Below are 26,090 nucleotides of genomic sequence, written 5' to 3' on the forward strand. Positions count from 1 at the left end.
TCGTCACGCTCTGCCGGTCGCGCGAGCTACAGCCGCTCGCGGGAGGCGTCGACCGCCGCGTCCTCGACATCGTCGTCCGTCGGCGTGCGCGGAACGTTCTTGCGCTTCTCGTAGAGGGCCTGCGCGATCCGCTCGCGCGGCGCCCGCAGCAGGATGTACGAGAGCGACATGCTCGCGATCGCCGCGACGAATCCCGCGGTGACAGCGGCGGTGAGCTCGGAGTCGACGAAGCTCTGCGCGGGGAAGAACACCAGCACGAACACACCGGCGAACATCGCCAGACGCAGGAGCGAGTAGACGGCGATCGTGCGGCTCAGTTTCACCGGGTCAGTGTACGTCGCGTTCGCGCTGCGGTCCCGTGAGCACCGTGGGAGCCTCCTGTCCAGCCTCCGCGCCGGAGCCTCCCGATCGGGTGCCGGACGTAGACTCGACCGCATGATCCGCCTCGTTATCGGCCTGCTCGTGGCCCTCGTCGTCTTCACGGTGTACACCGTGATCGACTGCGCCCTGAGTGACCGACGTGCGGTGCGCGCGATCCCCAAGTGGGGGTGGCTCCTGGTCGTCCTGCTCCTCCCTCTCATCGGCGCGGCCCTCTGGTTCTGGATCGGTCGTCCGCGCAAGAGCCGCGACGGTGGCCGCCGTTACACGGCTCCCGACGACGACCCCGACTTCCTCGGCACCCTGCGCCGCGACCAAGACCCGCAGAAGGAGCGCGAGCAGGCGGAGCGCATCGCCCAGCTCGAGCGCGACCTGGCCGACCTCGACGAGCCGGGAGAGGCCGACGGTCCCGGTCGCCGGGATGCCTGACCACCCTCCGGTCGCCCCCTCCACGCGCTTCGCGGTCGACCTCCTCACCCGCTTCGTCGCGCTCGGGATCCGCGACGTCGTCGTCGCCCCAGGATCGCGTTCTCAGGCGCTGGCCCTGGTGGCGGCCGAGCTCGAGACGCGCGGGAGCATCCGCCTCCACGTGCGCGTCGACGAGCGCTCGGCGGGGTTCCTCGCCCTCGGTCTCGCCCTCGAGTCCCGGATGCCCGCGCTCGTGATCACGACGTCGGGCACCGCCACGGCGAACCTTCACCCCGCCGTCCTCGAGGCCGATGCCTCGGATGTGCCGCTCATCGTGCTGACGGCCGATCGTCCCGACGAGCTCCGCGGCATCCGCTCGAACCAGACCACCGACCAACGCGAGCTCTTCGGCCCCGCGGTGAGGCTGTTCGAGGATGTCGGCGCCCCCGAGGCACAGTCGCTCTCCGCGGAGGCGCGCACCCTGGCCGATCGCGCGGTCGCCGCCGCCCGGAGCGGCCCGGTGCACCTCAACCTCGCCTTCCGCGATCCGCTGTCCTCCGCGCTGCCCGCGTTCGAGACGCCTCCGCAGGGCGAGGCGCTCGCTCCCGTGGAGGCGGCGCCTCCCGAGACCGTGCTCGCCGGGCCGGGGGAGCCGCTCACCGTCGTCATCGCGGGCGACAAGGCGGGGCCCGAGGCCGAGGCCGTGGCGCACGCGGGCGACTGGCCGCTCCTGGCCGAGGTCTCCTCCGGAGCGCGCTTCGGCCCGCAGCTCGTCGTCGCCTGGCGGCGGCTGCTCGCCGAGCCCGAGTTTGGCGGGAGGATCCGGCGGGCGATCGTGCTGGGGCATCCGACGCTCTCGCGCGAGGTCCCGGAGCTGCTGCGTCGCTCAGACGTGGAGGCGATCGTGGTCGACTCCCGGCGCGAGCAGTTCTACAACCCCGGCCGGCGCGCGCGGCGCGTCCCCGCCGTCGAGGTCGTGCGAGCGGAGGGGTCGCCCAGGCCAGATCGCTCCGAGCGGGCCTGGGCCGGCTCGTGGGTCGCCGCCAGCCGCGCGCTTCTCGCGTCGGCGGATCCTGACGCCCTCGAGGAAACCCCCGACGGAGGCTCGATGTCGATCGAGGACCGCCGCGGCTTCGCTCGCAACGCCCTCGCGGCCGTGCGTGCGCCGCTCACCCGCGAGTTCGTGGTCGCGGCCGTCTGGCGGGTCACCTGGCCGCACGATCGCCTGCTCTTCGGAGCATCGCGGCTCATCCGCGTCGCCGACGCCTCCCTCCCCGGCAAGAAGATCGCCGTGCATGCCAACCGCGGGCTGGCGGGCATCGACGGCACCGTGTCGACCGCACTCGGCCTCGCGATCGCCTCCCAGTCGGAGGGGAGCGGGGCGGGAGGCGTCACCCGCGCCGTCCTCGGCGACCTGACCCTGCTCCACGAGGCGGGAGGCCTCCTCCTCGCGCCGGGGGAGCGGCGCCCGCGAGTGCAGCTCGTCGTGGTCAACGACGGAGGCGGCACCATCTTCGACGGCCTCGAGGTCGCGCGCAGTTCGACTCCGGCCGCCTTCGACCGGGTCCAGTTCACTCCGCAGAGCGCAGACCTCGAGTCCCTCGCGCGGGCCTACGGCTGGAGCCACCGTCGTGCGGTCACCCGCGGGGAGCTCGAGCAGGCGCTCACCTCCCCGGGCGAGGGGCCGGGCATCGTCGAGGTGCCGCTCTCGCGCTGACCCGGCGCCGACGCGGAGACCGGGGCGGTGCCTCAGCCCAGAGCGTCCAGCATCGGCCTGAACTTCATGGAGGTCTCGGCCAGCTCCGCGTCCGGGTCGCTGTCAGCGACGATCCCCGCGCCCGCCCACGCTGTGATCGTGCCGTCGGCGTCGATCTCGGCGCTGCGCAGCCCGACCGCCCACTCGCCGCCTCCCGCGCCGTCGATCCACCCGACAGGGCCCGCGTACCGCCGGCGGTCGAAGGGCTCGAGCGCGTCGAGCAGGTCGAGCGCCTCGGCGGTCGGGGTGCCGGCGACGGCGGCGGTGGGGTGCAGGGCATCAACCAGATCGAGGGCCGAGGAGGAGTCGTCGAGCGTGCCCTCCACGTCGCTCGCGAGATGCCACAGATTGGGAAGTTCGAGGGCGAAGGGCCGGGGAGAGGCCGAGAGGGCGCGGGTGTGCGGGTGGAGGGCGTCGAGGAGGCTCGCGAGGGCGAAGGCGTGCTCCGCGCCGTCCTTCGCGCTGTCCAGGAGCGCCTCCTCCGCGCGGCGGTCGCTCATGGCGTCCGTCCCGCGGGCGGCGGTGCCGGCGAGGACGCGCGCCGAGACCCTCCCCCTGTCGACGCTGACCAGCGTCTCCGGGCTGGCGCCGACGAAGCCGTCGACAGCGAAGGTCCAGCAGTCGGGGTAGGCCGACGCGAGAGACCCGAGAAGGCGACGCACGTCCGCGTCGGGCCCCAACCTCCCTCGCAGCTCGCGGGCAAGGACGACCTTCTCGAGGAGGTGGCCGGTCTCGCCTCCCGAGCCCGTCCCGCCTCCGCGGATCGTCGCCACGGCGGAGGCGACGGCCGCTCGGTACGCCTCCGGCGTCATCGCTCCGGGCACGAGCGCGGTGACGGAGGCGGCGCCCAGCGGTGCGATGACGGGGCCGTCGGGCAATGCCTCGCCGGCGGGCGCGATGCGGGTGAGCCAGGAGTGGCCGCCCCGAGTGCCGATCACCGTCTGCGGCACGATCAGGAGGCTCCTCGCGCGTGAGCGGCTCGAGAAGGCGAAGGCGCCGAAGGCCACCAGCCCCGTGCCCGGCAGTTCGAGCTCGTCGTCGACCGTGGCGGAGGCCGACAGCTCTCGCCACGCCTGCGCCGCGTCCCTCATCCGCGTCGGTCCCGTGAACTCGAGGCGCAGCGCCTCCCCGTACCCCGCGAGGCCGGCTCCCGCACGCTGCCAGAGGAGGGGACGCTGCGCGTCGCCGAAGCCCACCAACGGGGTGGGGAGGAGCTCTTGCGGGAGGTCCAGCGGGGTCGTCTCCGCATGGAGAGGACGAGCCCCCGCGCCGATGAGCGTCACTCCTAGAGAGTACGCCGCGCCAGGAAGTGAGACGTCCTACGCCTTCAGGGGCAGGCGGAGGGAGGCCGTTGTTACCGTGATCCGGTTCGGGGCCGCCGGGCGAGGCGGAGCACGACGGCCCCGGCTCCCGTTCCCCCGGAAGATCCGTCGGGGGAGCACGCGGGGCGGCGGATGCACAGCCGCCGCCCCGCCTTCTCGGCCTAGACTCGATGATCGTGACGAAGGCAGACCTCACCAAGCGCCCCGACGAGGTCGCGGCGATGTTCGACACGGTGGCCCCCGCCTACGATCTGACGAACACGGTCCTCTCGGTCGGCAACGACCGCCTCTGGCGCATCGCGACGACTCGCGCGGTCAACCCGGCTCCGGGCGAGCGGATCCTCGATGTCGCGGCGGGAACCGGCACCTCGAGCGCGTCCCTCGCGCGGTCTGGCGCGCGGGTCGTCGCGGCCGATTTCTCGCGCGGGATGATCTCGGTCGGCCGCCGCCGTCACGCCGACGACGAGCGCATCGAGTTCGTCCACGCCGACGCGATGGACCTGCCGTTCGACGACGACTTCTTCGACGCGGTCACGATCTCGTTCGGGCTGCGCAACGTGGCCGAGCCGCGAGTGGCGATCGCCGAGTTCTTCCGTGTCGTGAAGCCGGGCGGCCGTGTCGTGATCTGCGAGTTCTCGACCCCTCCGCTCGCACCGCTCGCCGCGGCCTACGACGTCTACCTCTCGAAGGTGATGCCCGCCATCGTCCGGCTCGCCTCGTCGAACGACCCCGCCTACGACTACCTCGGCGACTCGATCCGTGCGTGGCCCGCGCAGCGCGTCGTGGCGCAGTGGCTCCGAGAGGCGGGCTTCGAGCGCGTCGCCTACCGCAACCTCACGGCGGGCGTCGTGGCTCTGCACCGCGGAATCAAGCCGATCGCTTCCCTCTGATGGTCGCCGCCGCCCGCCCAGGGCGAGACGTTAGGGTTTCCCTGTGAAAGCCACTGCGCCCGTCGCCCGCCGCAGCCCGTCGCTGACGGCGCAGCTCGGCCTCTCCGAGCGCATCTTCGCCTCCGCCTCCGATCGCGCCCTCGCGCGGACGATCGACGACGGCCTCGAGCGGGTCGAGTCGGGTCTCGTGCGCCAGCTCTCGTTCGCCGACGCTGTGGCGGACGTGTCGACGCGCTACCTCCTCGAGGCCGGAGGAAAACGCGTCCGCCCGATGCTCACCCTCCTCGCTGCGCAGCTGGGCCGTGGCAACACCGAACAGGTGCTGCTCGGCGCTCAGGCGATCGAGATCACCCACCTCGCCTCGCTCTACCACGACGACGTCATGGACGAGGCGGAGAAGCGGCGCGGCGTTCCGTCTGCGCAGACGGTGTGGGGCAACAACGTCGCGATCCTCACGGGCGATCTGCTGTTCGCGCGCGCCAACCAGCTGATGGTCGAGCTCGGCGACCGTGCTATCCGCCTCCAGGCCGACACCTTCGAGCGGCTCGTCCTCGGGCAGCTGCACGAGACGGTGGGGCCGGTCGACGGAGAGGACCCGGTCGAGCACTACCTCTCGGTGCTCGCCGACAAGACGGGCTCCCTCATCGCCGCCGCGGGTCGCACGGGTGTCGTCTTCGCCGACGGGCCGGCCGAGCACGAGGAGGCGATGCGCGTCTTCGGCGAGAAGATCGGCGTCGCGTTCCAGATCGTCGACGACGTGATCGACCTCTCACCCCAGCCGGAGGAGACCGGCAAGAATCCGGGCACCGACATCCGCGCGGGCGTCTCGACTCTTCCGATCCTCCGCCTGCGTGAGCGGGCTTCGGCCGACCGCGAGGCGGCCGTGCTGCTCGCGCGGATCGAGAGCTACGTGAGTCGATCGAACGACGAGATCGCGCACACCGAGGAGCAGAGCGCCGACATCTCGGATGCCATCGCGCAGCTGCGCGACCACGACGTGACGGCGCAGACCCTCGCCGAGGCCCATCGCTGGGCCGACGAGGCGGTCGCCGCCCTCGCCCCGCTGCCCGACGGCTCGGTCCGTAAGGCGCTCACGCGCTTCGCCGACACTGTCGTCGACCGCAACGGCTGACCCCGACCGTCGCGGCGCATCCTGGCGCCGCAGGAATGAGACCGGACGTGCGCTGCGGCGCCCCGGCAGGAGGAACACCATGACCAAGCTCAGGCTGGCCATCGTCGGCGCAGGGCCCGCGGGCATCTACGCCGCCGACCTCATGATCAAGGCCGAGAAGAAGTACGACGTCTCGATCGACCTGTTCGAGCACCTCCCGGCACCGTACGGGCTCGTGCGCTACGGAGTCGCTCCGGACCACCCCCGCATCAAGGGCATCGTCACTGCCCTCCGCGAGGTGCTCGACCGCGGCGACATCCGCATCTTCGGCAACGTGCACTTCGGCACCGACATCACGCTCGACGACCTCAAGCGCCACTACCACGCGGTGATCTTCGCGACCGGTGCCGTGCGCGACGCTCCGCTCGACGTGCCCGGCGTCGACCTTGAGGGGTCGTACGGAGCGGCCGACTTCGTCAGCTGGTTCGACGGTCACCCTGACGTGCCGCGTACCTGGCCGCTCGAGGCCGCCTCCGTCGCCGTGATCGGCAACGGCAACGTCGCGCTCGACGTCTCGCGGATGCTCGCGAAGCACGCCGACGACCTCCTGTCCACCGAGGTTCCGGCGAACGTCTACGAGGGCCTCAAGGCCTCGCCCGTGACCGACGTGCACGTCTTCGGGCGGCGCGGACCGGCGCAGGTCAAGTTCACTCCGCTCGAGCTGCGCGAGCTCGGCGAGCTGCGCGACGTCGACATGGTCGTGGCCGACGAGGACTTCGAGCTCGACCCCGCCTCGCAGGCGGCGATCGACACCAATAAGCAGGTCATGGTCATCAATCGCGTGCTCAACCAGTGGCGCACGCGCGAGGTCGGAGGCGCGTCGCGGCGCCTCCACCTGCACTTCTGGGCGAAGCCGCTCGAGCTCGTCGACGACGGGACGGGCCGGGTGGGAGCGATCCGCTACGAGCGCACCGCTCCCGACGGCCAGGGCGGGGTGCGCGGCACGGGCGAGATCCGCGAGATCCCGGTGCAGGCCGTCTACCGCGCGGTCGGCTACTTCGGCTCGCCTCTCGACGGACTGCCGTTCGACGAGAAGCGCGGCGTGATCCCGAACCGGGAGGGGCAGGTGCTCGACGACCAGGACGAGCAGGTCCACGGCGTCTACGCGACGGGCTGGATCAAGCGCGGCCCGGTCGGCCTGATCGGCCACACGAAGTCCGATGCGATGGAGACCGTGGCGCACGTGCTCAACGACCAGGCCTCCTGGTGGACGCCGGCGCACCCCGAGGAGTCTGCTGTCGTGGCGCTGCTCGAGGAGCGGGGCATCGCGTACACCGATCTCGACGGGTGGCACCGTCTCGACGGGCACGAGAGGGCGCTCGGTGCCTCCGAAGGGCGCGCTCGGATCAAGGTCGTGCCGCGCGAGGACATGATCGCGATCTCGCGGGCGGAGTCGGTCGCGGGCTGACCACGCGCCTCCTTCTGACGTCGACGGCCCTCCGGCGCTGACCGAGGGCCGTCGCGATGTCGCACGTCTCCTCTATGCTGCGGGCACCGCTCAGGAGGAGACAGCATGACCACCCACGACCTCATTCGGGTGCGCGGCGCGCGCCAGAACAACCTGCGCGGAGTCGATGTCGACATTCCGAAGCGGCGCATCACCGTGTTCACCGGCGTCTCGGGGTCCGGCAAGTCGTCGCTCGTCTTCGGCACGATCGCCGCCGAGTCGCAGCGGCTCATCAACGAGACCTACTCCGCCTTCGTGCAGCAGTTCATGGGCTCGCCCGCGCGTCCCGACGTCGAGTCGCTCGACGGTCTGTCGGCGACTATCGTGGTCGACCAGGAGCGGATGGGGGCCAACGCCCGCTCGACCGTCGGTACCGCGACCGACGCCTACACGATGCTGCGCATCCTCTTCAGCCGGCTCGGCGAGCCGCACGTCGGCACGAGCGGGGCATTCTCGTTCAACCTGCCCGAGGGCATGTGCCCGCGGTGCGAGGGCACGGGCCGAGCCTCGAGCATCGATCTGGACGCGCTGTTCGACCGCTCGAAGTCGCTCGAGGGGGGCGCGCTCGACGCGATCCCCAACTTCGTGGTCGGCGGTTGGTACTGGAAGAGCCTCGCCGAGTCGGGGCTCTATCCCTCCGACGTCCCGATCGCCGACTTCACTCCGCACCAGCTCGCCGACTTCCTCTACAAGCCCGCCACCAAGCTGCCGATCGCGGGTATCAACATGACCTACGAGGGTCTGGTGGTGAAGGTCACCCGCCTCTACCTCGCGAAGGAGGCGGCCCAGCCCCACATCCGCGCATTCGCCGAGCGGGTGGCCACTTTCGCCGCCTGCCCCGAGTGCGGGGGAGCGCGACTCACGCGCGCGGCTCTCTCGTCGCTGGTCGGCGGACGCACCATCGCCGAGTGCTCGGCGATGCAGGCGAGCGATCTGGCCGGGTGGCTGCGGGAGGTGCGCGACCCCTCCGTCGCGCCCATCGTCCAGACCCTGGTCGACACGCTCGACTCGCTCGTGCAGGTGGGCCTGGGCTACCTCTCGCTCGACCGCGAGGCGGGCACGCTCTCGGGAGGCGAGGCGCAGCGCGTCAAGATGGTGCGGCACCTGGGGTCGAGCCTCACCGACATCACCTACGTGTTCGACGAGCCGACGGCCGGCCTGCATCCGCACGACATCTCGCGCGTCATCGAGCTGCTGCGGCAGCTGCGCGACAAGGGCAACACGGTGCTGGTTGTCGAGCACAAGCCCGAGATCATCGAGATTGCCGACCACGTCGTCGATCTCGGGCCGCGGGCGGGAGGAGCCGGCGGTGAGATCCGGTTCGAAGGCACGGTCGCGGGGCTGCGCGCCTCCGACACCCTCACCGGCAAGCACCTCGGCCACCGGGTGCCGCTCAAGGAGCAGGTGCGCTCGCCCCGAGGAGCGGTCGAGATCCGCGGCGCGGCGACCCACAATCTCCGCGGTGTCGACGTCGATATCCCGCTCGGGGTGCTCACGGTCGTCACAGGGGTCGCCGGCTCGGGAAAATCCTCTCTCCTGCACGGCTCGCTCGCGAAGCGCGCGGGAGTGATCGTCGCCGACCAGTCGCCCATCCGGGGCTCGCGGCGGAGCAACCCGGCGACCTACACGGGAGTGCTCGACGCCATCCGTGCGGCGTTCGCCAAGGAAAACGGTGTGAAACCGGCTCTGTTCAGCGCCAACTCGGCCGGCGCTTGCCCCGTCTGCAAGGGCGCCGGGCTCCTCTTCACCGAGCTGGGCCCCGCAGCGACCGTGTCGTCGGTGTGCGAGGAGTGCGAGGGCAAGCGTTTCACGGCCGAGGTCCTCGAGTACCGCTTGCGCGGCAAGAACATCCACGAGGTGCTCTCGATGCCGATCGTCGAGGCGGCCGAGTTCTTCGGCTCCGGTCCCGCCCACGTCGTGCTGGCCCGGCTCGTCGACGTGGGGCTCGGCTATCTGACCCTCGGACAACCGCTCAACACGCTCTCGGGAGGCGAGCGCCAGCGCGTGAAGCTCGCGATCAACATGGCCTCGAAGGGCTCCATCTATCTGCTCGACGAGCCGACGACCGGGCTGCATCTCGCCGACGTCGACACCCTCCTCGGTCTGCTCGACCGGCTGGTCGACTCCGGCAACTCGGTCGTCGTCATCGAGCATCACCGTGCACTGATGGCTCACGCCGACTGGATCATCGACGTGGGCCCCGGCGCCGGGCACGAGGGAGGCTCCATCGTCTTCGAGGGCACGCCGCGCGAGCTCGCGGGCGCCGACACGCTGACGGGGAAGGCGCTCGCCGACTATCTGACGTGACGACCGGCGCCACGCCTCCCCCTCAGCGCGAGAACGGTCCGTTCAGGGAGGCCCACTGCAGGAGCATGATCGTCTTCGCGTCGACGATCTGCACGCCGATCTGGGTCAGTGCCTCGTCGAACGAGAGCTCGACCACCTCGGTGTCCTCGCCCTCGTCGGCCAGCCCTGCCCAGGCTCCCTCGCGGGACCCCGCGCGGTAGCGGCCGGCGTAGAAATGCAGCTTCTCGGTCACCGAGCCGGGGCTCATGTAGGCGTCGAACACGTGCTCGAGGCGGCCCACTGCGAGTCCAGTCTCCTCCGACGCCTCGCGGCGCGCGCCCTCCTCGGGGCCATCCTCCTCGAGCAGACCGGCCGGCACCTCGAGGAGCATGCCGTCGGTGTTGCCGTTGACGTACGTCGGGTAGCGGAACTGGCGGACGAGGATGACCGTGCGCGCCTCCTGGTCGAATAGCAGCACCGCCGCGCCGTTTCCGCGGTCGTAGGTCTCGCGGTGCTCGGTGGTCCAGCGGCCATCACGGTGGCGGTACTCGAACCGTGTCGAGCGGAGGACGTACCAGTGGCTCGAGAGGAGGGTCACCTCCTTCACCACGACGTCGGGGTTGCCGGTGAGGTCGAACCCCTCGCGGTCGAGGCCGGTCCGGCCCCGGCGGTCGGGCTCGTCGATCCCGGCGGTCATGCGTGCTCCCTGAGGCGACATCCCTCAGCGGAAGTTCACGAACTGGAGGTCGAGGTCGAGGTCGGCCCCGCGCAGCAGTGCCATCGTCGCCTGGAGGTCGTCGCGGCTCTTCGACGAGACACGAAGCTCGTCGCCCTGGATCTGCGACTTGACCGACTTTGGCGCCTCGTCACGGATGAGCTTGTTGATCTTCTTGGCGTGCTCCTGGTCGATGCCCTCCTTGAGGGTCGCCTCGATCCGGTACTCCTTGCCTGAGGCGAACGGCTCGCCCGCGTCGAGGCTCTTAAGGCTGATGCCGCGCTTGATGAGCTTCGACTGGAAGACGTCGAGGATGGCGTTCGCCCGCTCCTCCGTGTTGGCCTTGATGAGGATCTTCTCGCCGCTCCAGGCGATCGAGGCGCCGACGTTCTTGAAGTCGTAGCGCTGCTCGACCTCCTTGTGGGCCTGGTTCAGGGCGTTGTCCGCCTCCATCTTGTCGATCTTGCTGACGACGTCGAACGTTGAATCTGCCATGCCTCCGAGCTTAGCTTTCGGGCCTGGTGGAGCCTTGCCTCAGGTGGCGCTGGTACCTCTGGACGGATGCGCCCCCTCTCAGCTCTCGTTGTCGTGCTCGGGACGGCGACACTCGCCGGCTGTACGAGCGGAACGGTCGCCGTCGATCAGGGGGTGCTGACGGTGCCTCCCGCGGCCACGACTCCCGCCGCGGCCGATCCGGCGCTGCTCGCGGACGCCTCCGTCGCCGAAGAGACGCCGGTGCGACGCCTCACGAGCGCGGAGTGGCTCACGAGAGCCGCGGAGTCCAGCGGCGTCCCACGGCGTGCGCTCGCCGCCTACGCGGGAGCGGCGCTGCTCACCTCCTCCGTCGACCCCGGGTGCAGGCTCGACTGGGCGACGCTCGCGGGGATCGGCTACGTCGAGAGTCGGCACGGCACGATCGACGGCGGCGAGCTCGGCGACGACGGTCGCCCCACCGAGCCGATCTTCGGGCCCCGACTCGACGGCACGCGCTTCGATCGCGTCGACGATCACGACGGGGGAGCCCTCGACGGAGACCCCGAGGTCGACCGTGCGATGGGGCCGTTGCAGATCATCCCCGCGACCTGGATGGCCTGGGCCTCGCCGGGTTGGGACCCGCAGAACATCGACCAGCAGGCTGTGACCGCGGCGCGCTACCTCTGCGCCGCCGGCGGCGACCTCTCGACCGAGTCGGGCTGGCGCGCGGCAATCGCGGCCTACAACCCTGCCGCGAGCTACGCCGACAAGGTCGCGGAGGCGGCGTCGCGGTACGCCTCGGACGTCTCGTGAGCGCGCCGTCCGCTCCGATTTCCGATCCGCTCGCGGCGCGGGTATCCTTGTCCAGCGCCTCCGGTTGTGAACACGCTGTCGGGTGCGCCGCGGCGAGTTACCCTAGCGGCCAAAGGGATCTGACTGTAAATCAGACGGCGTAGCCTTCGGGGGTTCGAATCCCTCACTCGCCACCATTCGAAGCCCCGCTCGAACCTCTTCGGAGGCGGCGGGGCTTGTCGCCGTCGTGAGTGCTGCGCGCCGTGAGGAGCGTCAGCCCCCGGACGCGAGGAACTCCGCCAGCGATAGCGGGGGGCGGCCCGTCAGCCGCTCGACGTCGCGCGAGACGTGGGCGAGTTCGCCGGCCGCGACAGCCGTATACGTGCTGACCCAGGCGTCTACCTGCCAGCGCGGGGCGTTCCAGCGGCGGCGCGAGGCATACGCCTCCTCGAGCGTCTCATCGACGAAGATCGCGGGGCGACCCGCCGTCGTGAGGGAGGCGGCGATCTCGGCGAAGGTGAGCGCCTCCGGGCCGGTGAGCTCGTAGACCGTGCCTCGGTGCGGCCACGGGGCCCGGAGAATCGCCGCGGCCGCGCGGGCGACATCGGCCCGGGCAACGACGGCGGCGCGGCCCGTGCCCGCGGGTCCGCGGAGGACACCGTCCTCGCCGAGCATCGCCGGCACGAAGTCGAGGTAGAGGTTGTCGCGGAGGAAAGTCCACTCCATGCCCGAGGCGCGGATCGCCTCCTCGGTCGCGGCGTGATCGCGCGCGAGCGTGAAGGTGGCAGTGGGGGAGGCGCCCGCGAACGAGGTGTAGACGATGTGCTCGACGCCCGCCGCGGCGGCCGCCTCGACGAACGCGAGGTGCTCCGCGAGGCGCTCCTCGTTCTCGGAGGCGGAGACCATCAGTAGCAGTCGGACGCCTTCGAGCGCTCGGCCCGCCTCGAGGAACGAGGCCCGCTCGACCTCGGCGCCCGGCAGGGCGGGCACACGGGCGGGATCGCGGGCGAGGAGGCGGAGGGGGAGGCCGTCGGCGGCGAGCAGACGGGCGACGCGACCGCCCACCGCCCCGGTGACTCCGGTGAGGGCGATCGCAGCGGTCATCCCTCCATGATGCCGTGCGAGCACGCTCGGCGGCCCCGCCTGCCGAGACGGCGGACTCTCGCCGAGCCACCGTGGACGCCGTGGTGTCTCGGCACGGGAGGCGGTGTCTCTGCCGCGCGTGCTCCGTAGGCTGGGCGCATGCGCGACACCGCCTCCCTCCTCGCCATCGCCCGCTCCATCGCCGTCGAGGCGGCGCATCTCGCCCGGCAGCGCAGGGAGGATGGCGTCGAGATCGCCGCCTCGAAGTCCTCGCCGGAGGACGTCGTGACCGCGGCCGACCGCGAGGTCGAACAGCTCATCCGTCGGAGGATCGCGCAGGCGCGCCCCGACGATGGGTTCCTCGGGGAGGAGTCGGGCGCGGGAGGCGGCACCAGCGGCCTCACCTGGGTGGTCGACCCGATCGACGGCACGGTCAATTACCTCTACGGGATCTCCGCCTACGCGGTGAGCATCGCCGTCGTCGAGGGCGAAGCGGACCCCGCCACGTGGACCGCTCTCGTCGGCGTGGTCGTCAACGCGGCCACGGCCGAGGTCTACACCGCGAGCCGTGGCGGAGGCGCCCAGCGCGACGGGGTGACGCTACGCGTCTCCTCCCCGAGTTCGCTCGCGCTCGCCCTCGTCGGCACCGGCTTCGGCTACGACGCCGGTCGGCGCATGCGCCAGGGAGCGATCGTGCGTGAGCTTCTCGGATCGGTGCGCGACATCCGCCGGATCGGCTCGGCCGCGCTCGACCTGTGTGCCGTCGCCTCCGGCCGCCTCGACGCGTACTTCGAACGGGGGCTCAACCCGTGGGACCTCGCGGCAGGAGCGCTCATCGCTCAGGAGGCGGGCGCGCGCGTGGCAGGGCTCGAGGGGCGGCCGGCGAGCGGGGAGCTCCTCGTGGCAGCACCAGAGCCGCTCTTCGGCGAGCTCGAAGAACTGCTTCGGGAGCTGCGCGCCGACGAGGCGTGACCCACGGCCGGCTGGTGCGGAGGCGCCCCCGAGGTCGATGCGGAGCGGCCCTTCGCGAGGGGGTGTCCACCACGGAAACTCCCGCCGCTCTGGCCAGCTCGCCGTGCCCGTGGGTATCCTTTATGAATTCGTGACATTCGCACAGGCTGCGATCATGAATCGGAGCGGCGCTCCGTCCCCCCGCGGATGTGCCCCTCCTCCGCCTGTCCCCGACGGAAGATCCCGATTTCGTGAGCCTCGATTCGCCCGCCCCCGCTGCCTCCGCACCGAGCCCCGGCGAATCCACTCCACCTCTCACCCGCCGTGAACGGCGCGAGCGCGAGCGGGCCGAGGCGGGCGCTGCGGCTCAGGCCGATGGCGATGTGGCCCGTAGTGACTCTGCCCGGGGCGACTCGGCCGTCGTCGACGCCGAGCCCGCCAGCGGTGCGAGTGTCGAGGGCGAGGACGTGGCAGGTCTGCGCGAGGCCGAGGCGCGCATCGCGGCGGTGCGCAGTGCTCCCGCCCCCGTCGCAGCGCCGCGGGCTGCTTCTGCTCCTCCGGTGCGGGGCCTTCGACGGGCAGGCGGCCTGGTCGCGCTCTCGTTCGTCGCCGCCATCGTCGCCGCGACGTCGTTCCCGGCCACGTCCCTCCTGACGGCCGAGGACGTGCAGGCGCGCAGCATGCTCGGAGGCACCGACTCGTCTCGCGGGGCACAGACCTTCGTCGCGGGCGACGTCAGCGCGGAGTCGGCGGCGCGCGACGGCTTCGGAGTGCAGGAGAAGAAGACGCAGACACACGTCGGCGACATCGTGCGCACCTCCGACGCCGGATTCACGAACGACCCGAACGCCTCCGTGCAGTGGCCCTTTGCCGTCGGCGTGCCGGTCGGCGACCGCTTCGGCTACCGCAACTGCGCCGGTTGCTCGGTCGACCACGGAGGCACCGACTTCAACCCGGGCGACGGCTCGCCCATTCAGGCGATCGCCGACGGAGTCGTCCGCACGGTCATCGACGGTGAGGGCTCGCTCGGCGTCCACGTGATCGTCGACCACGAGATCGACGGCAGGCTCGTCTCGAGCGTGTCCGCGCACATGCAGCACGGTTCGGCGGCCGTCCGTGAGGGCGATCCGGTGAAGGTGGGGCAGCTGCTCGGACGCGTGGGGACGACCGGCATGTCGACCGGCCCGCACCTGCACTTCGAGATCCGGCTCGACGGTGAGACGAAGGTCGACTCCTACCTCTGGCTGATGGCGAACGCCGGGCGCTGAGCCCCCGCCGTCGTGCGTCAGTCGGTGCGCAGCCAGACCGTCGTGTCCGCGGGTAGAGCAGGCTCGCGCAGCTCCTCCGAGGACAGCACCACGGAGCCGACCGGCAGCTCGACCGGCGCGGAGCCCACGTTCGCGATCACCGTAATACCGCCATTACGGAACGCCAGCACCTCATCGGGATAGCCGTCGAGCCACTCGACGGCCCCCGAGCCGAGATCGTCGGCCCGCCGGACGGCTAGGAGCGCACGGTACAGCTCGAGGGTCGAGCCCTCGACGCCCTCCTGCGAGTCTCGAGCGAACGGCGACCAGTCGCTCGGCTGCGGCAGCCAGGAGGCCCCCGTGGCGTTGAAGCCGTACGCGGGCGCATCGGCCTCCCACGGGATCGGCACGCGGCAGCCGTCGCGCCCGTAGCGCTCGCCGCCGGTGCGGAACCAGGTCGGATCCTGCCGTGCGGAGTCGGGCAGGTCGATTGCCTCGGGGAGCCCGAGCTCCTCTCCCTGGTAGAGGTAGGCGGAGCCTGGCAGCGCCAGCATCAGAGCCGTCGCGGCCCGCGCCCGGCGCAGCCCGAGCGCGGGATCCGGCAGCCCAGGCGTGCGTGGCCCGATCCCATAGCCCTGCGGATTCTCGGCGGTGAGCGCGAGGCGGCTCGCATGCCGCACCACGTCGTGGTTCGACAGCACCCAGGTCGAGGGGGCGCCGACCGCGGCGAAGGCGCTCACGGACGCATCGATCGCGTCGCGCAGGGCCGGGCCACTCCACGGCGTCTCGAGATAGGCGAAGTTGAAGGCCTGGTGCATCTCGTCGGGTCGCACCCAGCGCGCGAGTTGTGAGAGCGGCTGCACCCACGCCTCCGCGCAGAGCACGCGGTCGCCGGGGTAGTCGGCCAGAAGGGCGTGCCAGTCGCGGTAGATCTCGTGCACGCCGTCCTGTGCCCAGTAGGGGGCGGTCGCCGGGTGGTCGTCGTCGGGCCCGACCCCTCCCATCGAGCCGGAGTCGGCGGGCGGCGTGTAGTCGGGCAGTCCCTCGGCCTTGATCATGCCGTGCGCGACGTCGACGCGGAAGCCGTCGACTCCGCGGTCGAGCCAGAAGCGGAGGACCTCACGGAAGCGCTCGCGCACCCACTCGTTCGTCCAGTCGAAGTCGGGCTGCGACGTGTCGAACAGGTGCAGGTACCACTGACCCGGCGTTCCGTCTGGCTCGGTCACCCTGGTCCATGCTGGGCCGCCGAACACCGACTCCCAGTTGTTGGGCGGTAGCTCGCCGGAGGCACCGCGGCCGTCGCGGAAGAGGTACCGCGCGCGCTCGGCACTGCCTGCCGGGGTGGCCAGTGCCTCCTGGAACCATCGGTGCGCGCTCGAGGAATGGTTGGGCACGAGATCGACGATCACGCGGATCCCGAGGGCGTGCGCCCGCTCGAGCATCGCGTCGAAGTCGGCGAGGGTGCCGAAGAGCGGATCGACGTCGCAATAGTCGGCGACGTCGTAGCCTGCGTCGTTTTGGGGCGAGGTCATGAACGGCGAGAGCCAGATCGCGTCGACACCGAGCGTGGCCAGGCTCGGGAGCCGGGAGGTGATGCCGGGTAGATCGCCGATGCCGTCACCGCCAGCATCGGCGAAGGAGCGGGGGTAGATCTGATAGATGACCGCGGTGCGCCACCACTCGCCTGCTGGCCGGTTCTCGACCTCCGTGGAGGGGCCGGGGGAGTTCTCGGGCGCGCCGGAGAGAGCGGAGTCCAGGGTCATAGTCTCGAGTTTATCGGGCGGAATCGCGGCGTCCCCGTGGCAGCTAGGGTCGAGGGATGACCGCCGAGACTCCCGAGGAGGCCCGCGCCCGTCGGCGCCGAGCGCTGCTCTGGGTCGTCCCCCTCCTGATGCTGCTCATCGGGGGACTCGTCGCGCTGACTCTGGCGATCGGGGGCTTCGCGCTCCGCAGCATGACGGCATCCGAGGGTCCGCACGCGGACGTCACCCTGGCGCGCACTACGCCTTCCACGTCGTCTCTTTCGGCGGCATCGTGCGCTGCGTGCGCTTAGTTCACGGAGAACCTCGACCGCAAGGAAGCTTTGCTCGTCCTCACGTCGAGAGGGCCCGAGTTCTGATGCCGTCATGTTCACGTGCGTCGAAGTTTTCTGTACTTCAGCCTCGTAACACGTCATGACGCGTCCTCCGCGCTCATCAGGGAACTCCTTGTCTACTCGTCCCGTAGGGGAATTGGGTGGCCAGCGGCGTGAGAAGCAGGGGCGAGGGGCGACGGGGCGAGGTAGACACGCGTTCGTTCGAGGAGGATGATGCGTCTTCCGCGAGCGCAGCAACTCAAGCTCGGCGTCGGGGAGTTCGAGCGGGCGTGGTTCTTGGGAACTCTTCCGCTCCTGAACGATGTCGGCGCGAGCGAGGGCCGGATCGACACGGTCTCGATCCGGTTCATTGGTGATGACGTCGAGCGCACAGCTCTCGACCGGCACGGGAAGCACGTATACCGCTCGCAGTGGACGGTGAGACAGGCATCGCCGGGCTTGCTTGTCTCTGAGACGTCCTTTCCGTTGAGTGTGGCGATGAAGCTGCCGCGACTCGTGGAAGCGACAGTGGCATTCCATGGATGGCCTGAGCTGCGATTCGTGACCGGAGGCATCCCCGAGGAGGTGTCCGCTGCTCGTGCGGCAGTCTTCGGCTCGAGGGGGCTCGTCGCTTCGTCCCGGTAGCGCGAGAGACGTGCGTATGGTCGTCCGGGGATCGTCTTATGGCCCGCTCGCCGATCGTCGTGCGGGCGCTCTTCGCCGTTCGGTACAGGCAGTGGTGTGAACACACTGATGACGCGGCATGATGGCGTCATGAGAAGAATCCGATTCAGCAGTCCAGGCTGGGACGAGGACTCCGAAGTGGAAACGCCGTTTGAGACCACGCGGGGAGAAAATAGGCGCGAAGCAGGAGCAAAATTTGTAGCGATAACGCTTACCTGTCTCTCTGTCGTTCCCGCATCGATTCTTGCCCTCCTGTTCTTCCTTGTCAGGCTTCCTCCTCTGGACCGGGATGACTACCCTGACTGGACGCCGCCCGCCGTTTCGAGCGTGGCACCGTGGCTACTGCTGTTTCTGTTCCCACCTCTCATTAAAGGTGTGATCAGCCGAATAGTTGGCGGTCGCGACAGCCTTCATGGCTTGTGGCATCACTGTATGATTTGCTTCCTTGTCATGACGCCGTTCCTCGTCTTTTCGGCGTTATGTCTACTGCCCTAACCAGTGAGACCGTGTGTGCAGTCGCGGACGCACCGCGGCGGATGAAGGCGGCGGGCCGGCAACGCGCGGTTGGCGCACGGCGACTTGTCTCTCGATCCTGTGGGTGGTCGACGACGATCCGGCTAGCGCTGACCCAGGGCGCTGAGGAGTGACCCCTCGTCTGCGTCTTCCAGCCCAGCTTTCATCTCTTCGGCTGGCGCGGATTCGCGCCAGGAGAGCCCGTCGCGCAACGTTTCTTCGAGAGGCCGTAGGGACAGCCCCGTCGCCACAGCGCGAGTATTCGAACGGCCGTTGAAGCCATACCAAGAACGATCCATCAGCCACAGAGGCATCGAGCGAGGGCCGCCCCACTCCGCGACGTCGTGGTCTTGCAGCCACTGCTCGGGCGCGCGCACGGCAACTGCCGAGCTGTGGGCTGCGCGATGGGCGGCGGCAAGGTGCTCGGGAAGGGCGACCGCCGACCCCGTCGCGTTGTAAACGCCGGATGCAGCCCGCTCAATGCACCGAACGAGCCACTGAGCCAGGTCGCGAACATCTATGACGGCAACCGGAAGGTCAGGAGCGTCCGGAGTAAGCACCGAGCCCTCCCTGGCGGGGTGAGCAAAACGCCAGGGCCAGTACGTGGTGCGCTGCGTGTGGTCGCCTGGACCACCGATAAGCCCTGCACGAGCGATCAAGGAACGGTCAGCGCCAAAGGTGGCGAGAACTGCGTTCTCGCACGCGACCTTTGCGGGGCCATACTCTTCCGGGTCCGAGAAGGTATCTGCAAGCAACGGCTCGTTCAGCGGGGCGCTTTCGTCTGCACCGACCTCGTCCTGGGAGGCATAGACGTTGCCGGTCGAAACGAAGAGGTAGCGGTCAACCAAGGAGGCGAGGTCGCGGACAGCTCGACGCACATGCCCGGGCTGTCGAGCCACATCGACGACGGCATCCCATCTTTGCCCCGTGAGAGGCCGCAAGGCATCGTCCAGGTCGCGGTTGAGGTTTACCACTCGCGCGCCCTGTGGTGCGTCGGACCCCCGCGCTGCGCAGGTGACATCGTGGCCTCGAGCTAGGAGAGTTTTCGCGATCTCGTGACTAAGCCATGCCGTACCGCCCAGGACCAGAATCTTCATGGTTGCAGACTTCCACAGTTCGATCATCACGCTCAGCTCGTTCGCCGAGAGACGAACCAGCGATCAGGAACGTGGGACTGTTGAGGGTTCGGTTGACTCCTGACATGCGGTGGCCGTTGATCGCGGCTGGAGGAATGGCAGTTATGCATGGGCCGTGTCCGGAGGAGTTCTGCCGGGATGTCGTCGCTGTGGTGCGGAGAGGTGAGGCCAGGATTCACGAAACAAGCGTTCTTCGCCTGGAAGAAGCGGCCCTTCTCCGACCGACGGGCTCTCCTGGCGCTAATCAGCCCTGGGTCAGCGCCTCAACCGAGAGCTCCTTCAGGTCGTCAGCTCCCCGCCCTCGGGCCGAGCCTCGTCGTCGGCGCGCGCCTCGTCGTCGGCCCGGCTGACTGCCTCCGCGAGCTCGTCGACTACCAGGAGCCCGGTCGAGACCGACTCGGCCCGGTAGGCCGCCCGGCCGACCATGTGTGCCGACACAGGCACGGTGAGCAATTGGAACCCGATCACCAGCACGATCGTCCCGGCCGCCGCGAAACCCGGATTGCGGATCGCCACCGCCAGCATCACGCAGATCAGCCCGAGCACTTGCGGCTTCGTGCCCGCGTGCATTCGCGACAGCAGGTCATCGAAGCGCAGCAGCCCGATGGCGGCGACGAGCGAGAGCAGCGCGCCGACGATCAGCAGCACGGCGGTCACGGTGTCGAGAACGATGTCCACCTCAGTCCTCCTCCCGGTTGGCCATGAACTTCGCGACGCTGATCGAGCCGAATACCGCGAACAGGGCCAGCCCGAGCGCCACCGGCAGTGTGCGCGCGTGATGGTTGACTGCCATCTCGGCACCGATCCCGCAGATGATCGTCGCGACGAGGACATCGGCTGCCACCACCCGGTCGAGCACCGAGGGCCCGCGGAGAATGCGCATCAGCGAGAGCACGCTCGCGACTCCGAACACCGGCACCAAGATCCAGACTAGCCACTCGATCATCGGACCACCCCCGCGTCCGCGCCCAGCGGCTGATCGACCCGGTGCACGTCCTCACGCGAGCCGATGGCGCGGACGATGCGCGCCTCCGTCCGGAGCACCGTGCGGCGCACCTCGTCGATGCGCTCGCCCTCGTCGTGGGTGACGCCGAGGACATGCAGATAGAGCACATTCTGTTGCGGGTCGACGTCGATCACCAGCGAGCCCGGGACCAGGGAGACGGCTTCGGTGGTCCACACGAGCATCCCCTCGGAACGGCTGCGCAGGCGGACGGCGACGATCGCGTTGTGCACAGGCACCGGCAGCGTGAGGATCTGCCACGACACTCGGACCGAGGCGACCGCGATGTCGACCAGGAGGTGCACCAGGAACACGAGCGCCCGCCAGGGGTTCACCCGGTTCGAGAACTCCACCGGCGGGAGGTAGAAGACGCGCGTGATGACGAGGGCGACGAGGAAGCCCGAGACGATAGAGAGCACCGAGACGTCGTCCCAGAGCAGCACCCAGATGCCGACGAGGGTCACGAACATCGCGAAGCGGTTCCAGAAGTCGACTCGGCGGCGCGGGCTCATCGAGGCCCCTCCTCACCGAAGGACGAGTCGCGGTAGACGGTCGCGATGTAACTCGCGGGGTCGACGATCGCGTTCGCCGCGCGCGCGCTCGCGTCGTAGAGCGGGCCCGCGCCGACCGTGAGCGCCACGCCCACGACCACCATCCCGGCGGTGGCCAGCACCATCATCGGAGGCGAATGGCGCGTGCGGATGCTGCCCGTGTCGTGCGGGTCCTCCTGCAACTGGTTGATGAGCGGCGACTCATAGCCGGGCACCTCCTCCTGTCGACGCCAGAACGCCATGTTCCACACCCGCGCGACGGCGTACAGAGTGAGCAGGGAGGTGATCGCTCCGGCCCCGATGACCGCCCAGATCAGCCATGACGGCGTGACGACGGCCGATTCCGTGCCGGCGACGAAGAGGCCGACCTTGCCGAGGAAACCGGTGAACGGGGGGATGCCTCCGAGGTTCATCGCGGGGACGAAGTAGAGCAGCGCCAGCAGCGGCGAGGCCTTGAGTAGCCCGCCCAGGCGCAGGATCGACGTCGTGCCTCCGACCCGCTCGATCAGCCCTGTCGCCAAAAAGAGGGTGGTCTGCACCGTGATGTGGTGGATCACGTAGAAGATCGTCGCCGCGTATCCGGCGGTGGTGCCGATCGCGATGCCGAACACCATGTAGCCGATGTGCGAGACCAGGGTGAACGAGAGCATCCGCTTGATGTCGGCCTGCGCGACGGCACCGAGGATGCCGACGATCAGCGTGAGCAGCGCCACCACCATCAGCATGTCGCTCAGCCTGCCGCCGGGGAACAGGAGGGTCTCGGTGCGGATCAGCGCGTAGACGCCGACCTTGGTGAGCAGGCCGGCGAAGACCGCCGTGACGGGGGCCGGGGCCGTCGGGTACGAGTCGGGGAGCCAGAACGACAGCGGAAACACGGCCGCCTTGATCCCGAAGCCCAGCAGCAGCACGACGTGCAGCACGAGCTGCACGTCGGCGGGCAGCTCGGCGATGCGGATCGAGAGTTGCGCCATGTTGACGGTGCCGGTCGCTCCGTAGAGGAGACCGATCGCCGACAGGAAGAACACGCTCGAGACGAGGCTCACGACGACATAGGTCGTGCCCGCTCGCAGCCGGGGCGCCGTGCCACCGAGCGTGATGAGCACATAGCTCGCCGCGAGCAGGATCTCGAAGCCGACGTAGAGGTTGAACAGGTCACCCGCGACGAAGGCGTTGAGGATTCCCGCCGAGAGGATCAGGTAGGTGGGGTGAAAGATCGTCACCGGCGTCTCACGGTTGCCGTCGGCCAGGCCCTGCCCGACAGAGAACAGCAGCACCGCGAGCAGCGTGATCGAGGTGATCACGAGCATCAGGGCGGCGAGCGGATCGACGACCAGCACGATTCCCCACGGCGGCTCCCAGCCGCCCACGTAGACCGCGCTGCCGCCCGTATCGCCCACGAGCACCAGCACGAGGAGAACCGAGGAGATCACGAGCACGGTCGAGAGCGTCACGATGGTGACGAGGATCTGGGCGCGCCGGTGGCGGCCAAGAATGAGCGCCAGCGCGGCCCCGAGGAGGGGGAGGGTCACGACGAGCGGGATCAGGATGGTCATCGCTCCTCCTCCCTGTCGTCGGTCATGGCGCTCTCGCCATGCTGGTCTGCTGTGCCCTCGTCGCTCGACTCGAGCAGGATGTCGAGGGCCCTGTCGTCGGCCGTCGTCTGCGCCGAGATGCCGGCGGCTTCGGCGCGGACGGACGTGTCGGTCTCGTCGTCCTCGACCTGGTCGGCGTTGGCGAGTCGCCAGCGCCGATAGATCATCGCGAGGAGAAAGGCGGAGACTCCGAAGGTGATGACGATCGCCGTCAGGATGAGCGCTTGCGGCAGCGGATCCGCCATCGCGGCAGCCATCTGCTCGTAGGAGCGGCCGTCGGCGGTGACGAAGGGCGCGTCTCCGGATCGGCCGGCCATCAGCAGGATCAGGATGTTGGTCGCGTTGCCGACGAGGAGGAACCCGATCAGGATGCGGGTGAGGCTGCGTTCGAGCATCTGATAGACGCCCGCCGCGTACATCACCGCCATCACGACGACGAGGACGAGGGTGATGCTCACGAGTCCCCCCTCCCCGGGCCGCCGACGACGGTCGCGCCCGTGGGGAGCGTCGTCTCGAGCCCGTCGACCGCGCCGGGGGCCTCCTCTGAGGAGTGGGTCACGCCATCGCCTGAGGGGGCGCCGTCCTCCGCCTCCTCGCCGTGCCGGTCGACCTCGCCGCCGAGGCTGCGGAGGATGTCGAGGGCCAAACCGATCACGATGAGGTAGACCCCGATGTCGAAGAGGGTGGACGTGCCCAGGTGCAGCTCGCCGAGCACGGGGACGTCGAGGTCGAGCCAGCTCGACTCGAGCACCTGCAGGCCGAAGACGAGCGACGACACGGCGGTGCCGACGGCGAACAGGAGGCCCAGCCCGAGCACCTTGCCCGCGTCGATCGGAGCTGCCTCGCCGAGTTCGAAGCGTCCCCCCGCGAGGTAGCGCGCGACGAGGGCGAGGCCGGCGAGCAGGCCGCCCGCGAAGCCTCCGCCGGGCGTGTTGTGGCCGGTGAAGAGCAGGTAGACCGAGACGATCATCGCCGGGTGGAACAGGAGGCGCACCAGCACTTCGAGCACGATCGAGCGGTTCTCGGGGCGGAGGGTCCTCCCGGCCACGAGCCAGGAGCCTCGGTCGCGGGGGCCCTCTGCGGAGGCGGTGGCGGGTGCCGTGAGGTCGAGGGCGCGTTCGCGGCGCTCGCTCGCTCCCTGCGGTTCCAGGCGGGGAGCGCCTCCGGCCCGACTGGAGAGGAAGATCAGGCTCGCCACGCCGGTCGCGACGACGACGAGCACCGAGATCTCTCCCATCGTGTCCCACGCGCGGATGTCGACGAGCAGCACGTTGACGATGTTGCGGCCCTTGCCCTCCTCGTAGGCGAGGCGGGGCAGCTCGACCGAGATCGGTGTGGCCGTTCGCGCGCCGAGCGCAATGGTCGCCACGATCGCCATCACGGCGCCGACCGAGATGCCGATCACGGCGCGCAGACGTTTGCGCATCGGCCGGTGCTTCTGCGCGATGCGGGTCGGGAGGCGGCGCAGCACGAGCACGAAGACCACGAGGGTCACCGTCTCGATGAGCGCCTGCGTGAGCGCGAGGTCGGGGGCCCCCTGGAGCGCGAAGAGCGCGACCATCCCGTAGCCGGTGGCGCCCGCGAGGAGCACCGCGGCGATCCGGTTGCGGGCGAGCGCGCAGAGGATCGCGGCGAGGATCATCACGGCCGCGACGGCGAGCTGGGCCGGGCTGTCCCACAGGACGAGCTCGTCGGGCCAGGTGCGCGTGAACGCCGCCGCTCCTCCCGCCCCGAGCACGAAGACGGCGAAGATCACCGTGAGGTAGCGGGGTAGCGAGCCGCGCTGCACGAACTCGGTGACCGTGCTCGCGACCCGGTCGAGCCAGCGGACCGTCGCCCAGTAGCCCTCTGCCGAGTCGATCCAGTGGGGCAGCAGCGACTGGGCGCGCGCGACCGCGACACGCTTCGCGAAGAGGAGGAGCCCGACCGCGATCACCAGGGCGCTCAGCGCCAGCGCTGGCTCGAAGCCATGCCAGAGCGCGAGATGGTAACCCCCGTGGTCCGAGGCCTCAGCGGCGGCAGCGAGCGACGGGTCGGCGTCGGGAGCGGCGAACGGAAGGGTGTCCGCGTAGACCGCGACGAGCGGATCGACGGCCGCCGCGGCGACACCTCCCACGAGGGTCGCCGCCGCCAGTACGACCGGCGCCGCCGTGAACGTCCGCGGCTCGGCGTGCAGCGAGGTGTCGTCGAGGCCGCGCTTGCGGGCGAAGGCGCCCCAGAAGAAGCGGGCCGAATACGCAACGGTGAGGATCGAGCCGAGCACGAGCCCGATCAGGGCGACCACTCCCCAGAGCGAGCCCTGCTCGATCGCCGAGATCAGGCTCGTGAACACCGCCTCCTTGGCGACGAAGCCGAGCAGCGGCGGGAGGCCTGCCATCGAGAGCACGCCGACGAGCGCGGCTCCCGCGAGCACGGGCGCGCGCCTCCCGAGCCCGCTGAGCTTGCGGAGGTCGCGGGTGCCCGCGCGGTGGTCGACGATGCCGACCACGAGGAACAGCAGCGCCTTGAAGAGCGCGTGCGCGACGAGCAGCGCGAGCCCCGCGAGCGCCGCGTCGCGGGACCCGAAGCCGACAGCGACGGTGAGGAACCCGAGTTGACTGACCGTTCCGTACGCGAGCACCAGCTTGAGGTCGTATTGGCGCAGCGAGCGCCAGCCTCCGACGAGCATCGTCCAGACGCCGACGCTCACTACCACGGGCAGCCAGACGGAGTCGTCGGCGAAGCCCGGCGCGAGACGCGCGACGAGGTAGATGCCCGCCTTCACCATCGCCGCCGCGTGCAGATAGGCGCTCACCGGTGTTGGTGCAGCCATTGCGGCCGGTAGCCAGAAGTGGAACGGGACGAGCGCCGACTTCGAGAACGCGCCGAGGAGCACCAGGACGAGCGCCACCGAGACGAGCGGCCCGGAAGGGGCGGCCGCGACGATCCCCGCGAGGCTCGTGGTGCCGGACTGCACCACGAGGATCACGATGCCCACGAGCATCGCCAGCCCGCCGAGCGTCGTGACGAGGAGTGCCTGCAGGCCTGCACCGCGGCTCTCTTTGCGGCCGCTGTAGTGACCGATGAGGAGGTAGGAAAGGACGCTCGTCGCCTCCCAGAACACGAAGAGGACGATGACGTCGTCGGCCGTGACCAGCCCGTACATGACTCCCGCGAAGGCGAACAGCAGAGCGGCGAAGCGCCCTAGCGAGGGTTCGTCGCGGCGGAAGTAGGTCGCGCAGTAGGCCAGCACGAGAGCACCGATGCCGCTGACGACGAGGGCGAGCACGAGCGAGAGGGCGTCGAGCCGGAATGACAGCGCAATGTCGAGGGCAGGCACCCACGGGATGCTCTCGCGTATCTCCCCGCCCGCGAGGACCGTGGGGAGCGAGAACGCCGTGGCGACGAAACTGCCTGCGGGCACGAGCGCCAGGGCATAGAACGTCTTCGGGCCGAAGCGGTCGACGACCCACGGAGTGGCGACGGCCAGCAGGAACGAGATCGCCAGGATGAGGAGCATCACATGTTCCTCCCCAGGGGTACCCAGCACATAGTCGCGACCAGAGTATCGGAGGGGCTCGGAATGGAACCTGAGTGGCAGGAGGCTTGACGAGGGTGTCGACGCCCGTAGGACCCTG

Annotated in this window: 24 protein-coding genes and 1 tRNA gene; 12 read left to right on the plus strand and 13 right to left on the minus strand. The window is 70.0% G+C overall.

The features are described from left to right. Positions 1 to 26: 26 nt before the first annotated feature. On the minus strand, positions 27 to 323 hold the full coding sequence (locus ITJ45_RS12340) for a DUF4229 domain-containing protein (RefSeq protein WP_194609927.1): 297 nt from the start codon (positions 321 to 323) through the stop codon (positions 27 to 29). Between the two features lie 112 nt (positions 324 to 435). On the opposite strand from ITJ45_RS12340, the gene ITJ45_RS12345 reads away from it, so the two are divergent. Then, positions 436 to 807, plus strand: a complete 372-nt coding sequence (locus ITJ45_RS12345; RefSeq protein ID WP_194609925.1) for a PLDc N-terminal domain-containing protein — start codon at positions 436 to 438, stop codon at positions 805 to 807. Next, entirely contained in the window at positions 800 to 2,503 is a 1,704-nt protein-coding gene (gene menD / locus ITJ45_RS12350; protein ID WP_194609923.1) for a 2-succinyl-5-enolpyruvyl-6-hydroxy-3-cyclohexene-1-carboxylic-acid synthase, read from the plus strand. The genes ITJ45_RS12345 and menD overlap by 8 nt, the downstream gene beginning before the upstream one ends. Before the next feature lie 32 nt (positions 2,504 to 2,535). Here the strand turns inward: menD and ITJ45_RS12355 are convergent, their stop codons facing one another. Beyond that, positions 2,536 to 3,825, minus strand: coding sequence for an isochorismate synthase (locus ITJ45_RS12355; RefSeq protein WP_323742993.1), 1,290 nt, complete (start codon positions 3,823 to 3,825; stop codon positions 2,536 to 2,538). A 215-nt stretch (positions 3,826 to 4,040) separates the two neighbouring features. Between ITJ45_RS12355 and ITJ45_RS12360 the strand changes: the two genes are divergently transcribed. The 4 genes from ITJ45_RS12360 to ITJ45_RS12375 all read left to right on the plus strand — a co-directional run bounded on the left by ITJ45_RS12360 (position 4,041) and on the right by ITJ45_RS12375 (position 9,679). Then, positions 4,041 to 4,754 (plus strand): demethylmenaquinone methyltransferase, encoded by a 714-nt coding sequence (locus tag ITJ45_RS12360; RefSeq protein WP_194609921.1) that lies wholly within the window; start codon positions 4,041 to 4,043, stop codon positions 4,752 to 4,754. 43 nt (positions 4,755 to 4,797) lie between these two features. Further along, positions 4,798 to 5,886 (plus strand): polyprenyl synthetase family protein, encoded by a 1,089-nt coding sequence (locus ITJ45_RS12365; protein WP_194609919.1) that lies wholly within the window; start codon positions 4,798 to 4,800, stop codon positions 5,884 to 5,886. 79 nt (positions 5,887 to 5,965) lie between these two features. Further along, positions 5,966 to 7,333 carry an FAD-dependent oxidoreductase gene (locus ITJ45_RS12370; protein WP_194609917.1) on the plus strand — a complete coding sequence of 456 codons (1,368 nt, stop codon included), beginning with the start codon at positions 5,966 to 5,968 and terminating at the stop codon, positions 7,331 to 7,333. Positions 7,334 to 7,438: 105 nt separating this feature from the next. Beyond that, positions 7,439 to 9,679 carry an ATP-binding cassette domain-containing protein gene (locus ITJ45_RS12375; protein ID WP_194609915.1) on the plus strand — a complete coding sequence of 747 codons (2,241 nt, stop codon included), beginning with the start codon at positions 7,439 to 7,441 and terminating at the stop codon, positions 9,677 to 9,679. Between the two features lie 22 nt (positions 9,680 to 9,701). Here the strand turns inward: ITJ45_RS12375 and ITJ45_RS12380 are convergent, their stop codons facing one another. Beyond that, positions 9,702 to 10,355, minus strand: a complete 654-nt coding sequence (locus ITJ45_RS12380; RefSeq protein WP_194609913.1) for an NUDIX domain-containing protein — start codon at positions 10,353 to 10,355, stop codon at positions 9,702 to 9,704. A 24-nt stretch (positions 10,356 to 10,379) separates the two neighbouring features. Then, the gene (locus tag ITJ45_RS12385; protein WP_104346501.1) at positions 10,380 to 10,868 is read right to left on the minus strand and encodes a YajQ family cyclic di-GMP-binding protein; all 489 of its coding nucleotides are present in this window, start codon (positions 10,866 to 10,868) and stop codon (positions 10,380 to 10,382) included. 66 nt (positions 10,869 to 10,934) lie between these two features. Between ITJ45_RS12385 and ITJ45_RS12390 the strand changes: the two genes are divergently transcribed. Next, the gene (locus tag ITJ45_RS12390) at positions 10,935 to 11,660 is read left to right on the plus strand and encodes a murein transglycosylase (RefSeq protein WP_194609889.1); all 726 of its coding nucleotides are present in this window, start codon (positions 10,935 to 10,937) and stop codon (positions 11,658 to 11,660) included. A gap of 91 nt (positions 11,661 to 11,751) precedes the next feature. Continuing rightward, positions 11,752 to 11,836 (plus strand) — tRNA-Tyr (locus tag ITJ45_RS12395). Between the two features lie 76 nt (positions 11,837 to 11,912). Here ITJ45_RS12395 and ITJ45_RS12400 read toward each other — a convergent pair. Beyond that, positions 11,913 to 12,743, minus strand: a complete 831-nt coding sequence (locus ITJ45_RS12400; protein WP_194609886.1) for an NAD(P)H-binding protein — start codon at positions 12,741 to 12,743, stop codon at positions 11,913 to 11,915. 138 nt (positions 12,744 to 12,881) lie between these two features. On the opposite strand from ITJ45_RS12400, the gene ITJ45_RS12405 reads away from it, so the two are divergent. Next, the gene (locus ITJ45_RS12405; protein WP_194609884.1) at positions 12,882 to 13,694 is read left to right on the plus strand and encodes an inositol monophosphatase family protein; all 813 of its coding nucleotides are present in this window, start codon (positions 12,882 to 12,884) and stop codon (positions 13,692 to 13,694) included. A gap of 230 nt (positions 13,695 to 13,924) precedes the next feature. Continuing rightward, positions 13,925 to 14,941: a M23 family metallopeptidase gene (locus ITJ45_RS14355; RefSeq protein WP_194609881.1), complete on the plus strand. Its 1,017-nt coding sequence runs from the start codon at positions 13,925 to 13,927 to the stop codon at positions 14,939 to 14,941. A gap of 17 nt (positions 14,942 to 14,958) precedes the next feature. Here ITJ45_RS14355 and ITJ45_RS12415 read toward each other — a convergent pair whose 3' ends face one another. Then, entirely contained in the window at positions 14,959 to 16,683 is a 1,725-nt protein-coding gene (locus ITJ45_RS12415; RefSeq protein ID WP_194609879.1) for a glycoside hydrolase family 13 protein, read from the minus strand. Between the two features lie 56 nt (positions 16,684 to 16,739). Between ITJ45_RS12415 and ITJ45_RS12420 the strand changes: the two genes are divergently transcribed. Together ITJ45_RS12420 and ITJ45_RS12425 are read left to right on the plus strand one after the other, a co-directional pair. Next, positions 16,740 to 16,973, plus strand: coding sequence for a hypothetical protein (locus tag ITJ45_RS12420; protein WP_194609876.1), 234 nt, complete (start codon positions 16,740 to 16,742; stop codon positions 16,971 to 16,973). 252 nt (positions 16,974 to 17,225) lie between these two features. Then, complete coding sequence (locus ITJ45_RS12425) at positions 17,226 to 17,639, plus strand: hypothetical protein (protein WP_194609874.1); 414 nt, start codon at positions 17,226 to 17,228, stop codon at positions 17,637 to 17,639. A 656-nt stretch (positions 17,640 to 18,295) separates the two neighbouring features. On the opposite strand, the gene ITJ45_RS12430 is transcribed toward ITJ45_RS12425, so the two are convergent. From ITJ45_RS12430 to ITJ45_RS12460, 7 genes are all read right to left on the minus strand, one after another. Further along, entirely contained in the window at positions 18,296 to 19,315 is a 1,020-nt protein-coding gene (locus ITJ45_RS12430; RefSeq protein WP_228493888.1) for an NAD-dependent epimerase/dehydratase family protein, read from the minus strand. Positions 19,316 to 19,606: 291 nt separating this feature from the next. Beyond that, positions 19,607 to 20,005, minus strand: coding sequence for a monovalent cation/H(+) antiporter subunit G (mnhG, locus tag ITJ45_RS12435; protein ID WP_323742992.1), 399 nt, complete (start codon positions 20,003 to 20,005; stop codon positions 19,607 to 19,609). A gap of 1 nt (position 20,006) precedes the next feature. Further along, positions 20,007 to 20,273 (minus strand): monovalent cation/H+ antiporter complex subunit F, encoded by a 267-nt coding sequence (locus tag ITJ45_RS12440; protein WP_194609871.1) that lies wholly within the window; start codon positions 20,271 to 20,273, stop codon positions 20,007 to 20,009. Beyond that, on the minus strand, positions 20,270 to 20,842 hold the full coding sequence (locus ITJ45_RS12445) for a Na+/H+ antiporter subunit E (protein WP_194609869.1): 573 nt from the start codon (positions 20,840 to 20,842) through the stop codon (positions 20,270 to 20,272). The genes ITJ45_RS12440 and ITJ45_RS12445 overlap by 4 nt, the downstream gene beginning before the upstream one ends. Then, positions 20,839 to 22,434, minus strand: coding sequence for a Na+/H+ antiporter subunit D (locus ITJ45_RS12450; protein WP_194609866.1), 1,596 nt, complete (start codon positions 22,432 to 22,434; stop codon positions 20,839 to 20,841). Before ITJ45_RS12450 ends, ITJ45_RS12445 begins: the two co-directional genes overlap by 4 nt. Further along, on the minus strand, positions 22,431 to 22,931 hold the full coding sequence (locus ITJ45_RS12455) for a Na(+)/H(+) antiporter subunit C (protein ID WP_194609864.1): 501 nt from the start codon (positions 22,929 to 22,931) through the stop codon (positions 22,431 to 22,433). Before ITJ45_RS12455 ends, ITJ45_RS12450 begins: the two co-directional genes overlap by 4 nt. Further along, positions 22,928 to 25,972 carry a Na+/H+ antiporter subunit A gene (locus ITJ45_RS12460; protein WP_194609862.1) on the minus strand — a complete coding sequence of 1,015 codons (3,045 nt, stop codon included), beginning with the start codon at positions 25,970 to 25,972 and terminating at the stop codon, positions 22,928 to 22,930. Before ITJ45_RS12460 ends, ITJ45_RS12455 begins: the two co-directional genes overlap by 4 nt. Positions 25,973 to 26,090: the final 118 nt, after the last annotated feature.

Source organism: Rathayibacter sp. VKM Ac-2879 (assembly GCF_015351245.1).
Taxonomy (GTDB): Bacteria; Actinomycetota; Actinomycetes; order Actinomycetales; family Microbacteriaceae; genus Rathayibacter.